Source organism: Roseibium sp. AS2 (assembly GCF_038900065.1).
Classification (GTDB): Bacteria; Pseudomonadota; Alphaproteobacteria; order Rhizobiales; family Stappiaceae; genus Roseibium.
Genome location: NZ_JBBMQN010000003.1, coordinates 296,976 through 309,578, shown reverse-complemented (window position 1 = coordinate 309,578; position 12,603 = coordinate 296,976). Strand labels below are relative to the sequence as shown.

General features: G+C 62.3%; 12 protein-coding genes. 7 read left to right on the top strand and 5 right to left on the bottom strand.

Going from position 1 to position 12,603, the window contains the following annotated elements:
* The first annotated feature begins 19 nt into the window (after positions 1-19).
* Positions 20-1,111, top strand: coding sequence for an ABC transporter ATP-binding protein (locus WNZ15_RS10385; protein ID WP_342892899.1), 1,092 nt, complete (start codon positions 20-22; stop codon positions 1,109-1,111).
* Between the two features lie 70 nt (positions 1,112-1,181).
* Here WNZ15_RS10385 and WNZ15_RS10380 read toward each other — a convergent pair whose 3' ends face one another.
* From WNZ15_RS10380 to WNZ15_RS10360, 5 genes are all read right to left on the bottom strand, one after another.
* Positions 1,182-1,712, bottom strand: coding sequence for a copper chaperone PCu(A)C (locus WNZ15_RS10380; protein WP_342892898.1), 531 nt, complete (start codon positions 1,710-1,712; stop codon positions 1,182-1,184).
* Between the two features lie 25 nt (positions 1,713-1,737).
* Entirely contained in the window at positions 1,738-3,015 is a 1,278-nt protein-coding gene (locus WNZ15_RS10375) for an ABC transporter permease (RefSeq protein ID WP_342892897.1), read from the bottom strand.
* Between the two features lie 37 nt (positions 3,016-3,052).
* Positions 3,053-3,733, bottom strand: a complete 681-nt coding sequence (locus WNZ15_RS10370; protein WP_342892896.1) for an ABC transporter ATP-binding protein — start codon at positions 3,731-3,733, stop codon at positions 3,053-3,055.
* Positions 3,734-3,745: 12 nt separating this feature from the next.
* Complete coding sequence (locus WNZ15_RS10365; protein WP_342892895.1) at positions 3,746-4,186, bottom strand: hypothetical protein; 441 nt, start codon at positions 4,184-4,186, stop codon at positions 3,746-3,748.
* A 114-nt stretch (positions 4,187-4,300) separates the two neighbouring features.
* Positions 4,301-5,791, bottom strand: a complete 1,491-nt coding sequence (locus WNZ15_RS10360; protein WP_342892894.1) for an alkaline phosphatase — start codon at positions 5,789-5,791, stop codon at positions 4,301-4,303.
* Between the two features lie 482 nt (positions 5,792-6,273).
* Here WNZ15_RS10360 and WNZ15_RS10355 point away from each other — a divergent pair, with 482 nt between their 5' ends.
* The 6 genes from WNZ15_RS10355 to WNZ15_RS10330 all read left to right on the top strand — a co-directional run bounded on the left by WNZ15_RS10355 (position 6,274) and on the right by WNZ15_RS10330 (position 12,406).
* Positions 6,274-7,074: a DeoR/GlpR family DNA-binding transcription regulator gene (locus tag WNZ15_RS10355; RefSeq protein WP_342892893.1), complete on the top strand. Its 801-nt coding sequence runs from the start codon at positions 6,274-6,276 to the stop codon at positions 7,072-7,074.
* Positions 7,071-8,144: an ABC transporter ATP-binding protein gene (locus WNZ15_RS10350; protein ID WP_342892892.1), complete on the top strand. Its 1,074-nt coding sequence runs from the start codon at positions 7,071-7,073 to the stop codon at positions 8,142-8,144. The genes WNZ15_RS10355 and WNZ15_RS10350 overlap by 4 nt, the downstream gene beginning before the upstream one ends.
* 67 nt (positions 8,145-8,211) lie before the next feature.
* Entirely contained in the window at positions 8,212-9,495 is a 1,284-nt protein-coding gene (locus WNZ15_RS10345; protein WP_342892891.1) for an ABC transporter substrate-binding protein, read from the top strand.
* Between the two features lie 92 nt (positions 9,496-9,587).
* A complete protein-coding gene (locus tag WNZ15_RS10340) occupies positions 9,588-10,475 on the top strand; it encodes a sugar ABC transporter permease (RefSeq protein WP_342892890.1) in 888 nt (295 codons plus the stop codon).
* Positions 10,472-11,293 (top strand): carbohydrate ABC transporter permease, encoded by an 822-nt coding sequence (locus WNZ15_RS10335; RefSeq protein WP_342892889.1) that lies wholly within the window; start codon positions 10,472-10,474, stop codon positions 11,291-11,293. Before WNZ15_RS10340 ends, WNZ15_RS10335 begins: the two co-directional genes overlap by 4 nt.
* A 204-nt stretch (positions 11,294-11,497) precedes the next feature.
* Positions 11,498-12,406 carry a sugar kinase gene (locus WNZ15_RS10330; RefSeq protein WP_342892888.1) on the top strand — a complete coding sequence of 303 codons (909 nt, stop codon included), beginning with the start codon at positions 11,498-11,500 and terminating at the stop codon, positions 12,404-12,406.
* Positions 12,407-12,603: the final 197 nt, after the last annotated feature.

Here is a 12,603-nt window from a genome sequence, read left to right as displayed (position 1 = left end):
CTATTTGGGAGCAGTCCGCATGACATCCTTGTCTTTGAAGAATGTCAGCAAGTCCTACGGAACCGTCGAGGTCCTGCGCAACATCGACCTGGAGATCCAGCAAGGTGAGCTGATCGTGTTCGTCGGGCCGTCCGGCTGCGGAAAATCGACGCTTCTGCGCATGATCGCCGGTCTGGAGCGGATCACCGGCGGCGAGCTTGAAATCGACGGCATGGTGGTCAACAACGTGCCGCCGGCGCAGCGCGGCATTGCCATGGTGTTCCAGTCCTATGCGCTCTACCCGCACATGACCGTCTACGACAACATGGCGTTCGCGCTGAAGCTCGCCGGCAAGTCCAGGGCCGAGATCGACACCGCGGTGCGGGCCGCTGCGGACCGGCTGCAACTGACGGAATACCTCGATCGTCTGCCCAAGGCCCTGTCCGGCGGCCAGCGCCAGCGGGTCGCCATCGGCCGCTCGATCGTCCGCGATCCCAAGGTGTTCCTGTTCGACGAACCGCTGTCCAACCTGGATGCGGCGCTGCGCGTCGCGACAAGGATCGAGATCGCGCAGCTCAAGGAGAGCATGCCGGACAGCACGATGGTCTATGTCACCCACGACCAGGTGGAGGCGATGACGCTCGCCACCCGGATCGTGGTTCTGCATGGCGGCAATGTCGAGCAATTCGGTGCACCGCTCGAGCTTTACGAGCGACCTGCCAACACGTTTGTCGCCCAGTTCATCGGTTCACCCGCCATGAACCTGCTCGAGGCGACGGTGACCACGGCCGGCGAGACGACGACGGTGTGCACGACCGATGGCGGCGAGGCCGTCGTGCCCATCGCCTCCGGGGCTTCAGACGCCGACAGCAATGTGAAACTGGGCGTCCGGCCGGAAGATTTGACAATCACGGAAAGCGACCGGTTTCTGGTGGCTGCCACGGTGGAGATGGTCGAGGCGCTGGGCGAGACCACCGTACTTTATCTAAAGGCCCAGAACGGCGCCACGTCGCTCATCGCCAAGTTGCCGGGCATTCATGCGATTTCCAGAGGCACGCCGATCCGCCTGACCGCGACTCCCGAGAAACTGCATCTCTTTGATAACGAGGGACGGTCGTTTCTTCACCGGTAGGCGCCAGGGGAAGGGTAGGCGCCAGGGGAAGGCGTGAAGTTGCGGCTGGAGACCGGCAATTGTCCCGAGCCTAGTGCTGGTGACCGGCATGGCTGTGCCGGGTGGCGTCGGCGGGTTCGACCTGGGCATGCAGCTCGACATGGCCGACATCGAATTCGATCTCGATTTCGAATTCCTCGCCCTTGCCGAAGGATCGTGTCAGACCGTTGAGGCGCAGTGCCAGGCCGTTCGGTTCCAGCATGAGCTCCTTGCCGGGTTTCACCGGAACCGGTTGCAGCGGCGCATAGCCGGCTTCGCCGTCCTTCATCCGGAAGCCGACCAGCTCGACGCTGTCGGCGATCGCGGTTTCGCCGCCGACGATCCGGATGTCCTGATCAGACCCGTTTTCAATTTCGACGAACAGCAGGGCGTCTTCGCCGGAGGTGGCCCGGATCCAGGCATGCAGCGCCGTGACGCCGTGCGCGCTGGCCTTGTGATCGCCGTCTTCATCCGCGTGCTGCTCTTCATGGTCGTGTTCCTTGGTGGCGCCATGGGTGTCGGAGGCAACAACCGGCTGAGGCATCAGGAACAGGAGCGACAGAAGAAGGAGGAAGGCACGCATCGGTGAGACCTTTCAAAGTTCGAGATCAGGCGCGCAAATCAGTAATGATATGACGTGACATGGCCATGAAGGCCGGCAGCAAGGCCAGAAGAACCGTGAAACTGACAAAGGCGGCCATCAGGTGAAACTCGGGCCAGTCGAGGGTCGCGGAGACCAGAATGTCCGTTCTGGCGGTTACCGCCTTCGAAATGACACGCACCGCGACCCAGCCAATCGCAAGTCCCGCGAGCGCGCCGAGCGCGATCAGCGCCGCGGCATAGGCCCAGACCACGGCGAACACGAACCGGCCCGGAGCGCCAAGGGCGCGCAGCAGGGCCAGGCGCCGGGCGAACAGCCGGGCCAGCACGATCAGGCCGGTCAGGACCCCGGCCGTGACCAGGACCTGCGTCAGCACGGCCATCACCGACATCATCTGACGGACATCGCCCATGAGGCCGTGCAGCTGCGCCAGGACGGCGCCCGGAAAGAACGCCATCATGTCGTCCCTGGTGAATTCCGAGCGCAGGGCATAGTTCGCCCACAGCGCCTCGGCACGCACGAGAATGGCGGGCGTGCCGGGAAAATAGGCCGGGTCGAAAGGCGGGCCGATCGTGTCGCGCTGTTCCGGGCCGTGGCCGTTCATCAGCCCGTGGACCTCCCAGACGGACTCGACGGGCACGAGGATGGCCCGGTCCCAGGGACTGCCCGTCGGGGGCATTCTGCCGACAATCGTCAGGTCCTGGCCTGCATGGGCCTCCGCTTCGGCGGCGTCGCCGACGCCATGGGCCGGTTCAAAGCTTGCACCGAGCGCAAGATCCACCGAAGAACCGGCGATTGCTTCGACGGTGGTTGCGAACATCCGGCCCTCGGTCAGGTCCCCCGCCAGATGGGCCACGAACTGCGCCGTGGTTCCGACGACAGGCGACTCCCCGTAGCTGTCGCCGAAGGCGATCGGCGCGGCCAGGTCGACGCTGTCGTGACCGGCAATCTCGTCAAAGGCCTCGCCGCCGAGGAGCGGCACATCGCTCGGCTGCAGGTAGACGGCGGCGAACATCATGGTGATCTCGCTGCCGGGGGCGGAGACGATCAGATCGAACTTGTCGGCAGCGCGCGCCGTGCCTTTTCTGAGGCCGCGTTCCTGGGCGATCAGGCCGACGCCGATTCCGACCGAGATGGCGATCAGCAGCACGAAAGTCAGGTTGGTCCAGCGGAACCGCCACAGCAGCGCGCCGACGAGCGCCTGTGGGCGGAATCCCCAGAGCACGCACAGACCGGTCAAGGCAGCCGGTGCCAGCAACAGAAGAAGCCAAAGGCTGTCCTGCACTTGCGGCGGCATAGATTGCCAGCTGTCGGAAATCAGGTCAGGCAGGAGAGGCCTCCGTTTCAAGCCGTCCGTCGGCAATCTCTATGACACGATCCATCCGCTCCAGCAGGTGCGGGTCATGGCTGACGGCGATGAGGGTCTTTGCTTCGGCGCGCGCCAGTGTGACCAGATCCTCGATCAGGGCATCCGCGGTCTTCCGGTCGAGACTGGCCGTCGGTTCGTCGGCGAGGATAATGGCGGGGTCTTGCGCGAGCGCGCGCGCGATCCCGGTGCGCTGGCGTTCGCCGCCGGAGAAACTGTCCACTGTGCGCCGGTCCGCGGGAACGCCGAGCTTTGCCAGAAAACTTTTCGCGGTGTCGCGAATCGACCGGCGTTTGGCTGCCTTGTTGAAAGCGGTTGCCAGGGTGGCGTTGCCGAAAGCGCTCAATTCCTCGAACAGCAGGAAATCCTGGAAGATCAGGCCGATGTTCTCACGGCGGAACCTGGCGCGATCGCCGTCCCCAAGCGGCGTGAGGTCGGTGCCGTTCCAGTCGACATGGCCGGTCATGCCGGGTTGAAGACCGGCGAGGGCGTAAAGAAAGGTCGACTTGCCCGCGCCGGATGGCCCGCGCAGGCCGATGGTTTCGCCGGGGGCGGCGGAAAACCGGCCGCATGTCACCAGGATGCGGCCATTGGGGGCACGGACGGCCAGGTCTTCAACGCGCAGGGTCATGGTCATGGGCGGGGGACTTCAGACACGTTCGTAGACGGCGTCGGAGAGGCGGACCCGGCTGACGAAACCGGTCTCCGGATCCTTGAAGCTGCCCAGTTCCAGAATGCCCGTGGTGACAATCTTCCGCCGGTAGGAAATCACGTCGACGACCCGTTTGGTGTAGATCGCCAGGATATCGTCGGGCCATTCGGCTTCGGTCTCGCAGAACGGGCAGACGGCCATCGGCATCTTGGTGAGCACGAAGAAGTTCATCTCCGCCTTCAGGGGTGGAGCCATGAAGCCGTTCACGGCGATGCGCTGTCCCTCGAGCGACCTGGCAAGATCCGAAAAGGACCGGTCCTTGTTGTAGAGTTCGCGCAATCTGATGGGCTTGCCGGCTGCGTCCGCCGGTCCCGCCAGACCGAAGCCCGCGCAAAGACCGAATGCGGTTCCGGAAAGAACAAAGTTCCTGCGATCCATGCCGGATCTCCGATTGCTTGCCTCGGGTCTGGCGGATTCCATACCACGGCAAAGTGACAGAATAGAGAAAAGCCCGCCGTCGGCGGGCTCTTCGGGTTTGTTTGACGACGTCGATTACTCGGCGGTCGCGGCGTGATGCATGACGTGGAAAATGTAGTTCTGTTCCACGGTGCCGCCGATGAGATGCGCGAACGGGCCTTTTGCGTAGATCGCGACGTCCTCACCGGAGTGGGTTTCGGAGGACAGCGGGATCAGGGCCTGCTGAACGTAGTCCAGGTCGGTCGCTTCTTCCTGGGAAACGGTCGGGCGCGTGCCGGTCCAGTCCTGGTCTTCGGTCAGGATGGAGCCGCCGCCGTTGAGGTAGGTAACGGTGGTGTAAGGCTTGCCGTCCTGGGCCATGTTCGGCTCGTTCAGGGCTTTCGTGCCGGCCGGGTCGATCTTCATCGACAGACCCAGAATGTCGGAACCGCGGCCGGCATAACCGGAGAACGCGATCGCGTGTTCGTGGTCGGCGGTGACGATGATCAGCGTGTCGGAGTCATCGGTCAGTTCGTCGGCCCTGGCAACGGCTTCGGCGAAGGCCACGCCATCGCGGACGACGCGGGCCAGGTTGCCTGCGTGGTTGGCATGGTCGACGCGGCCGGCTTCAACGGTCAGAAAGAAGCCGTTCTCGTTGCCCTGCAGGGCCTTGATGGCAGCTTCGGTCATTTCGGCCAGGCTCGGCTCGCCGGAGCGGTCGGCTTCGTACTGCATGTGGGACGCTTCGAAGAGGCCCAGAACTGGGGCGCTGCCATCGAACCTGGCCGCACCGAATGTACCGTCGTCGTAAACGTACTGAATGCCGGCTGCCTTGGCGTCCTCGATGAGGTTCTTGCCGTCGGTGCGTTTGCCGCCCTTGCCTTCTTCGCCCTTGACTTCCTTCGGCAGGAAGTGACGGCGTCCGCCGCCCAGGGCAACGTCGACACGGCCGGCCTTCACGGCCTCGATGAGCTGGGAGGCGATGTCCGGCACCGCGCAGCCGTCCGGCAAGCCGGAGTTGTCTTCGAAGTTGCGGTCCGCGGAGTGGGCGTAGGCGGATGCCGGGGTCGCGTGGGTCAGGCGGGCGGTGGAAACCACGCCGACGGACTTGCCCATGCCGGTGTAGATTTCGGAGGCATTGGCGACGGTCGCGCCTTCAACCTGGGAACAGTCGCCGCGGTTCAGGGTCTCGTCGACGCCGATCACGCCGGCCTTCGTCTTGACGCCCGAATGCATGGCCGTGCCCGTACCCGCGGAATCCGGGGTCTGGGCATTGACGTTGTAGGTTTTGGCCAGAGCCAGGAAAGGGAACTTCTCGTGGGGCAGAACGTGCTCGTCGCCAAAGTTGCCGTTCTGCTGGCCGTCGAACAGGCGCGTGGCGTAATTGGTTCCGACACCGTTGCCGTCCGAGATCAGGATGATCACGTTCTTGGCCTTGTTGGTGTTCGGTTGAACAGCGGCTTTCGCGTCAAGCTCAGCCTGGGCGGCGGTGAACCAGGCGTTGTTCTGCTGCGGCAGAGCATCCTGGGCGAAAGCGACGGAGCCGGTCAGGGCCAGCGCCAGTGAAGTGCAAATGATCGTTTTCATGTCATCTCCCGAAGGTGAAGAGGGAACCCGGGAGTTACTTAGAAATGCAGCATGACAGCTGATTGACAGATAGGTGACGAAGCTTATTTGTTATTATATTACATAACACATACATGGCCCGCCAGACGGGAATGCCGTTCGCCGGCAAAACAAAGTCCGGGCAAGGCAAAGGCCGCAGGTTGAAAGGCTTGTGGATTTGCCGGCTAAGCAAGCAGCCCCCCCCGGCCCGGCGGACAATCCGATTTCGACACTGGAAATAATTTTTTACCCGGCGACAGCGGGCGGCCGTCCGGCAACGCGCGAACCGTCAAGACAGAAACGCGGGCTGTCATATCATGTTCATATGAGCGTCTAATAAGGTTCATATGAACATGATTAAACCAAGTCCATAGCCGGACTATATCGGACCAGCACGGTGTCCCTGAAGACACCCGGTCTTCGGCGCGACCGAAGCGAGTGAGATGATACTGGATCAATTGAACATGCTTGGGCAAATAGATATTTCAAATCGTCAGGCCGAAATCGCGGACCTTGTTCAAAAGACGGGATTCGCCTCGGTGGAAGACCTGGCGGAACGTTTCGAGGTGACGACCCAAACGATTCGCCGGGACGTCAACGGACTTTGCGAGCTCGGCATCCTGCGCCGGACCCATGGCGGCGTGGAGCCGCCGGCACCGGCCGCCAATATCCATTATTCAACACGCCAGATTCTCAACCTTCGGGAAAAGCAACTGATCGCCAAACTGGTCGCAGGCCATGTCGACAGCAATCAGGCGCTCGCCTTTTCGATTGGAACGACGCCGGAAATCGTCATGCAGGCGTTGACGGGGCACGACAAGCTGGCCGTGTTCACCAACAACCTGAACGTGGCGTTCACCGCGTCCGTCAATCCGTCTTTCCAGGTCACGATTGCCGGCGGGCGCCTGCGTCACGGAGACCGGGACGTGCTCGGGTCGGCCGCACAGGCGTTCTTCGCCAACTACAAGGTCGATATCGGCATCTTCGGTGTTGCCGGAGTGGACGAGGACGGCACGCTGCTCGATTTTCACGAGGACGAGGTCGCCGCCCGTCAGTCGATCCTGGCCAATTGCCGCAGATCGTTTCTTGTCCTGGACCACAGCAAGTTCGGCCGCAGCGCGCATGTGCGCGGTGGCCGGCTCAGCGATGTCGACGCGGTCTTCACCGACCGCGCGGTGCCCTCTGGAGTTCTGGAAAGCCTGAAGGGGACGGACACCGGGGTTTTCGTCGCCGAAGACGCGGCCGTGACGGAGGACGGAGCGTGACAGCCGGCGGTTGCCTGCCCGGATCCGGCAAGCCGATCGTGCTTGAACACGTCTCGCGCTTCTGGGGCGAGACCGCGGCTGTCGATGCGCTGTCGATCGAGATTCCGGCCGGATCGTTCACGGCGCTGCTCGGGCCGTCCGGCTGCGGCAAGTCCACGACCCTGCGCATGATTGCGGGCCTTGAAAGCGTCAGCAGCGGCCGGATCCTGATCGGTTCGGAAGATGTGACCGGGCGGCCGTGCGCCAAGCGCGACCTGTCCATGGTGTTCCAGTCCTACGCCCTGTTCCCGCACCTGAGCGTTGCCGAGAACATCGTCTTCGGCCTCAAGGTGCGCAATGTCGGCCGGGCGGACAGGGACAGCCGTCTGAAGGCTGTGGCGGATCTTCTGGGGTTGAGCCAGCTGCTGGAGCGCAAGCCGGGACAGCTCTCGGGCGGGCAGCAGCAGCGTGTCGCGCTCGGGCGGGCGATCATCGGTGAAAAGCCGATCTGCCTGATGGACGAGCCGCTCTCCAACCTGGACGCCAAGCTGCGTCACGAAATGCGGATCGAGATCCGGGACCTGCAGCAAAAGCTCGGTTTCACCATGGTCTATGTCACCCATGACCAGGTGGAAGCCATCACCATGGCCGACCAGGTGGTGCTCATGAACGGGGGCAGGCTCGAGCAGGTCGCAAGCCCGCGCGACCTTTACGAGAAGCCCGCTACCCCCTTCGCCGCCCGGTTCATCGGCACGCCGCCGATGAACCTTTTTCCGGCCAATGCCTTCAGGAAAGTGTGTACGGCGCCCGATTTTCAGCTTGGTGTCCGCCCGGAAGCGATGCGCCGGGAGGAGGGTGGTCCGCTGAGCGCTGAAATCCGGGCCGTCGAATATCTGGGCGCCGATATTCTCGCCGATTGCATCGTTGCGGAAACGTCGTTCCAGGTGCGCCTGCCCGCATCGAAACCCGTTGCCCCCGGAGAGGGGATCGATCTCGGCTTCGATCCGGACGCGCTGCACGTCTTCGACGCCGACAGCGGCCGGCGCCGCGATGATCTTGTTGCCGAATTCGGAACGCTGCTGCGTTCCTGACCGACTGTGCGTGCCTGCGCAGACCAACCGCATGCGTGCGGATGCTCGAACTTTGGGAAACAAACCGATGTTGAAGTCCACATTCCTGAAAGCCGTCGCGGCGACGGCTCTCTCGGTCAGCACCTGGGCCTCCGCTCAGGCCGTCGACCTGCAATTCTATTTTCCGGTGGCTGTCGGCGGTAAAGCCGCCGAGACCATCCAGGACCTGACGGCGGAGTATGTCGCCCTCAATCCGGATGTGACCATCGATGCCGTCTATGCCGGTTCCTATCAGGACACGGTCGCCAAGGCGATCACCGCGTCGCGCGGCGGCAACCCGCCCCAGCTGTCGGTGATCCTGTCCGTCGACATGTACACCCTGATCGATGAAGACCTGATCATCCCTTTCGACGACTACCTCACCACCGAGGAAGACAAGAAATGGATCGACGGTTTCTACCCGGCATTCATGGAAAACAGCCAGACCGGTGGCAAGACCTACGGCATCCCGTTCCAGCGTTCCACACCGGTTCTCTACTGGAACAAGGAAGCCTTCGAGGCAGCCGGGCTTGACCCGGAAGTCGCGCCGGCAACCTGGGACGACATGGTCGCATTCGGCAAGAAGCTGACCCGGAAGGACGCATCCGGCAAGGTCACCCAGTGGGGCGTGCGCATTCCGTCATCCGGTTTCCCCTACTGGCTGTTCCAGGGCCTGGCCATCGAGAACGGTGCCATCCTGGCCAATGCCGACGGCAACAAGACCAATTTCGACGATCCGAAAGTCGTTGAGGCTCTGCAGTACCTGGTCGACCTGAGCACCAAGGACAAGGTCATGGCTCCGGGCATCATCGAATGGGGGGCAACGCCGAAGGCTTTCTTCGAGGGCCAGACCGCGATGATGTGGACCTCCACCGGCAACCTCACCAACGTGCGAGAGAATGCACCGTTCAAGTTCGGTGTCGCCATGCTGCCGAAAAAGGAACAGCGCGGCGCTCCGACCGGCGGCGGCAACTTCTACCTGTTCAAGGGCGCGTCCGAGGAACAGAGCAAGGCAGCCGTCGAGTTCGTGAAGTGGATCTCCGCTCCCGAACAGTCCGCCAAGTGGACCATCGCGACCGGTTACGTCGCACCGCGTGCCGAAACCTGGGACACCGAAACGATGAAGGCCTACACCGCCGACTTCGCTCCGGCCCTGGTCGCCCGCGACCAGCTCGAGTTCGCCAAGGCGGAGCTGTCCACCTACCAGAACCAGCGTATCACGGGCCTCTTCAACGATGCCCTGGCCGCGGCCATCACCGGCAAAAAGGACGCCGAGACGGCGCTGAAGGAAGCTCAGGCGCAGGCTGACGAGATCCTGGCCGAATACCGCTAAGGCTCCGGCAGGGGCGGCGCGCCGGGTTCGGTGCTCCGCCCCTGCTTTCTTTTGACAAGCTCCAACTCTCAGGCAATCCGGCACGTGACACGATGAAGGCTTCGACACTCAAGCGCGAATGGATCCATGGCTGGCTGCTGCTGTTGCCGGCCCTGGTGTTCCTGTTTGCCTTCACGCATATCCCCGCGGTCACGACCTTCCTGAACAGCTTCTTCTCGACCCCGCGCGGGCGCCGCGAGGCCAAGTTCATCGGCCTGGACAATTACGAGCGCATGCTTGGCGACCCCGTGTTCTGGAAGGTGCTCTGGAACAATCTCTGGTACGCGCTGGGCACCATTCCCGTTTCCGTGGCGCTTGCCATCGTGATGGCGCTTTGGGTCAATGACAGGCTGGCCGGGCGCAGCTTCGTGCGCATGGCCTATTTCACGCCGACGGTGCTGCCGCTGATCGCTGTCGCCAACATCTGGATGTTCTTCTATACGCCCGGCTTCGGTCTGTTCGACCAGATCACCGGAACCCTGTTTGGCTGGCCTGCTTCCAATTATCTCGGCAATCCGGATACCGCGCTGAACGCGATCATCGTCGTGACGGTCTGGAAAGAGGCCGGCTTCTTCATGATCTTCTATCTCGCCGCCCTGCAGGCGATCCCGGTGTCGTTGAAGGAGGCCGCACAGATCGAGGGGGCCGGCCGCTGGACGATCTTCCGGCGCATCACCTTTCCGCTGCTGATGCCGACGACGCTGTTCGTCTGCGTCAACGCGGTGATCAATTCCTTCCGGCTGGTCGATCATATTTTCATCCTGACCGACGGCGGGCCGGACAATGCGTCGGCGCTGCTGCTTTTCTATATTTTCGAAGTCGCCTTCCGCTTCTGGGAAACCGCCTATGGCGCCACGCTGACCGTGGCGCTGCTCGTGCTCCTGTCGCTCCTTGCCATTGGCCAGTTTTTCTTCTTCGATCGCAAGGTGCATTACAAATGACCCGCGTCCCGTTTGATTTCGACCGGCTGCTGAACACGGCTGCCGCCTGGGCGCTGGCGCTGTTGTGGGTGCTGCCGCTCGCTTATGCCGTCTGGACCGCGTTTCATCCAGCCGCCTATGAGGCAAGGTTCGAGCTGCTGGCGCCCCTGACGCTGGACAATTTCGCGAAGGCCTGGGCGGCGGCACCATTCGCGCGCTATTTCCTGAACACGTTCCTTCTGGTGACGATGATCCTGGCCGGGCAGTTCTTTCTGTGCACTCTGGCCGCCTATGCCTTCGCCCGGTTCGAGTTTCCCGGCCGCGGAATTTTCTTCACGCTCGTGCTGCTCCAGCTCCTTGTGATGCCGGACATCCTGATGGTCGAGAACTACCAGACCATGCGCCTTTTCCATCTGGTGGACACGATCCCGGCAATGGCATTGCCGTATATTGCCTCCGGCTTCGGGATCTTCCTGCTGCGCCAGACCTTCAAGACGATCCCGCGGGAACTGGACGAGGCCGCGCGCATCGAGGGAGCTTCCTTTCTGGGCGTGCTCTGGAAGGTCTATATCCCGCTGGCCAAGCCGACCTATCTGGCCTACGGGCTGGTGTCCGTCAGTCACCACTGGAACAATTTCCTGTGGCCGCTGATCGTCACCAACTCGGTCGAGACCCGGCCGGTGACGGTCGGGCTCAGCATCTTCTCCGCGATCGACAGCGGTGTCGAGTGGTCGGTGATCAATGCGGCGACGCTGATGACCTCCGGCCCGCTGCTGATCGCTTTTCTCCTGTTCCAGCGCCAGTTCGTGCAGAGTTTCATGCGCGCCGGAATCAAATAGCAAAATAATTTTTATTGCCGGGAGACGCGGCATTCCGCCTTTTTGATGACGGCCGGAACCTGGTCAAAGCGCTTTGATCCGGGCGTTGTCCCTTTGTCTGGTTTCTTCAGATCCGGGATTTATGCTAATGGATTTAAATCCCGGTTTTCCGCGGGATTTTTCGCCTATAGTTTTTCCGGTTTTCAACCGCTGCAGGAGTGTACCGTGTCCTTGAAATTTCTAGCCGTTGGTGAGTGTATGGTCGAAATGGCACCGACGGCGGACGGCACATATGCCATGGGATTCGCCGGCGACACGCTGAACACGGCCTGGTACGCACGCAAGTGCCTGCCGGCGAACTGGTCCGTCGGCTACTACACGGCCGTTGGCCGGGATCAGGTCTCCGAGGAGATGCTCGGGTTCCTGAAAGGTTCCGGCATAGACACCGCATCCGTGCACAAACGCGACGAGCGGACCGTCGGCCTTTACATGATTCAGTTGAAGGACGGCGAGCGCAGCTTTGCCTATTGGCGCTCCCATTCGGCAGCCCGCTGCCTTGCGTCCGACAGGGCGCATCTGGACTCGGCTCTGGCCGGAACCGGGCTCGTCTATTTCAGCGGGATCACGCTGGCAATCCTGCCGGCCGCAGATCGGGTCGTCTTTCTGGATGCCTTGCGCGCCGCACGGGGCAGGGGCGCCAGGATTGCCTTCGATCCGAACCTCAGGCCGCGTCTTTGGGAAAACGCGGAGACCATGCGCGCCTGCGTGACCCAGGCCGCGGGCCTGTGTGATTTAGTGATGCCGTCGTTTGATGACGAGATGACGCATTTCGGGGACAGCACCCCCGAAGTCAGCGTGGACCGGTATCTGGCGGCGGGAGCCGGCATGGTGGTCGTCAAGAACGGTCCGGCGGACGTCATCTGCGCCGGCCGGGAAGGGCGGCAGAGTTTCCAGCCCGAACCGGTGACCGGTATCGTCGACACCACCGCAGCCGGCGACAGTTTCAATGCCGGCTTTCTGGCCGAGTATCTGACATCGGGCGATATTGCCGCCAGCGTGGGCGCCGGCGCAAGACTGGCGGGCCGGGTGATCTGCAATCGCGGAGCCCTGGTGGACTGCCTCGAACCTGCCTGAGGGTTCGGGGCTCGCATGCATGATGGCGCAAGGTCTTTCTTCAGTGCCATTGTAATAGATAACAATAAATACGATAGGTTGTATTCAAAAGTCATGGTCAATACTAACTAAGCAGTTGATCTTATTGGCTGAATTAAGGTTTTATTTTCGTCTGACGCCTAGTTTTGCGCGAAGTCGGCTCCTGCCGTTCCCTTTCG

What these genes read in the sequence shown, in the direction of transcription:
- WNZ15_RS10355 (WP_342892893.1), top strand. Translation starts at nt 6,274, where the DNA reads ATGCTTGGGCAAATAGATATTTCAAATCGTCAGGCCGAAATCGCGGAC.
- WNZ15_RS10360 (WP_342892894.1), bottom strand. Translation starts at nt 5,791, where the DNA reads ATGAAAACGATCATTTGCACTTCACTGGCGCTGGCCCTGACCGGCTCC.
- WNZ15_RS10345 (WP_342892891.1), top strand. Translation starts at nt 8,212, where the DNA reads ATGTTGAAGTCCACATTCCTGAAAGCCGTCGCGGCGACGGCTCTCTCG.
- WNZ15_RS10385 (WP_342892899.1), top strand. Translation starts at nt 20, where the DNA reads ATGACATCCTTGTCTTTGAAGAATGTCAGCAAGTCCTACGGAACCGTC.
- WNZ15_RS10365 (WP_342892895.1), bottom strand. Translation starts at nt 4,186, where the DNA reads ATGGATCGCAGGAACTTTGTTCTTTCCGGAACCGCATTCGGTCTTTGC.
- WNZ15_RS10370 (WP_342892896.1), bottom strand. Translation starts at nt 3,733, where the DNA reads ATGACCATGACCCTGCGCGTTGAAGACCTGGCCGTCCGTGCCCCCAAT.
- WNZ15_RS10380 (WP_342892898.1), bottom strand. Translation starts at nt 1,712, where the DNA reads ATGCGTGCCTTCCTCCTTCTTCTGTCGCTCCTGTTCCTGATGCCTCAG.
- WNZ15_RS10340 (WP_342892890.1), top strand. Translation starts at nt 9,588, where the DNA reads ATGAAGGCTTCGACACTCAAGCGCGAATGGATCCATGGCTGGCTGCTG.
- WNZ15_RS10335 (WP_342892889.1), top strand. Translation starts at nt 10,472, where the DNA reads ATGACCCGCGTCCCGTTTGATTTCGACCGGCTGCTGAACACGGCTGCC.